Origin of the sequence: Paracoccus sphaerophysae (genome assembly GCF_000763805.1) — a bacterium.
GTDB classification, from domain to species: Bacteria; Pseudomonadota; Alphaproteobacteria; order Rhodobacterales; family Rhodobacteraceae; genus Paracoccus; species Paracoccus sphaerophysae.
Genome location: NZ_JRKS01000126.1, coordinates 1 through 1,783, shown reverse-complemented (window position 1 = coordinate 1,783; position 1,783 = coordinate 1). Strand labels below are relative to the sequence as shown.

At 73.4% G+C, this 1,783-nt stretch carries 1 protein-coding gene; it reads right to left on the bottom strand.

Features of this window, described 5'->3' with window-relative positions; all coding sequences use genetic code 11:
* On the bottom strand, window positions 1–1,783 hold a 1,783-nt coding region (locus tag IC63_RS17145; RefSeq protein ID WP_052042353.1), incomplete at both ends, for a serine/threonine-protein kinase.

The window sequence follows — 1,783 nt, the reverse complement described above, 5'->3', positions numbered from 1 at the left end:
GCCCCCGCCGCCCCCCTGCGCGGTGATCTCGGCCATCACCCGCGGCAACAGCGTATCGGCCGCGGCGGCGGCGGGGGCCGCCGCCACGGCGGCGAGCGGTTGCGGCGACACCGCGGCAACCAGCAGATACCCGTCCGCCAGTTTCCCGCCGGGCGCCGAGATCATCGCCGCCAGGTCGGCCCGGTCCTTGCCCTGCGCCGCGGTCTGCCCGGTCAGGTCGAAGACCGATCCCTCGGGCGAGACGAGGAACAGCCACAGGTTGCGCCCTCCGAGCCGCGAAACCGTGCCGCGCAGGCCGATACCCTCGGCCACCGGCGCGAGGTCGACCGCGATCTGCGGCGGCGCCGTGCCGCGTCCGGCGAGGTCGCGCGCCATCTGCAGCGCCGCGCACTGGCGCGGGTCGACCGCGTGGCGCAGCAGGTCGGGGCGGGTGCCGAACCTGGTCTCGTAGGCGGCGAGCACCGGCGCGGGATCGAAGGGTTGGGCCGCATAAGTCTCGATCATCCCCGCATGGGGGCCGGATTCGATGCGCTGGATCAGGCTGCAGGGGGGCAGGGGCTGCGCGGCGAGAAACCCGTCGCGGGTCTCGGCGTCGCGGGGCGGCAGCTGGACCGCCTGCCGCTCGGGCGCGGTGGCGGCGACCTGCGGCGCGGCGGGCCGGTCGCCGAGCCACCACCATCCGGCGGCACCCGCCGCGAGGATCGCCACGCCCGCGACCGCCGCGGCGCGGAACCCGGCGCACGACCGACCTGCGACCGGCACCGCCGGGGACATGAGTTCGGCCGGCGCCGCCAGCCCCTCGGCAGCCTGGTCCCCCGGCTCGCTGTCGACGTCCCACAGCGGCAGGCGATAGCGGGCGGGCAGGCGGGTCGGATCGTCGAGGATCGCCCGCACCGCCTCCATGTCCACCGGCCGGTCGACCGGATCGGGCTCCAGCATGTGCTGCAACAGCGGATACAGGCGCTGCGAGATCCCGCTCAGCGCCGGGATCTGGCGGCGCGCCTCGGCCGCGCTGGTTTCGGAATGGCCCATCGGCAGCGGCTTGCCGCGCACCGCCGCGGCCAGCAGCAGGGCCAGCCCATAGATGTCGGTGCGCGGCCCGATGATGCCCGAGCCCTGGCCCAGCTGTTCGGGGGCCACGTACTTGAACTTGCCCGCAAAGCGCCCCGCCAGCCCGTCGCCCATCTCGGTCGAGCGGGCGATGCCGAAGTCGATCAGCACCGCCTCGTCCACGTTGTCATGCGGCAGGATCACGTTGTCGGGCGACAGGTCGCGGTGGGTGACGCCGCGGGCATGGGCCTGCCCCAACCCCCGCGCCAGCCGCCGCAGCAGGCGCACCGCCTCGTCCTCGGGCAGCGGGCGCGCGTCCTCGATCCGGTCGCCCAGGTTCACGCCCTCGACGAACTCCATGATGAGGCAATAAAGATCGGTCGCCTCGTCCTGCACGAAGTTGTGGTAGCGCACGATCGCGTCGTCGCGCAGCTTGACCAGCAGCCGCGCCTCGCGCCGGAACATCTCGATGATGGCGATGTCGCGGGCGAGTTCGGGCAGGATGATCTTCACCGCCACCGGATCGCCGGTAAAGCTGTTGACCGCCCGATAGACCCGCCCCATCCCGCCCGAGCTGATTTCCTCGACGATGCGATAGTTGTTGTTGATGACCGTGCCTGGGATCAGCCGCGGGGCGGCATCGGCGTCGGGCAGGGCAGCGGGGTTGGAATGGCGCGCCAGCACGGTCCGGTCGGGCGGCGGCGCGGCAGCGGGCCAGTCGGCAAAGGACAGC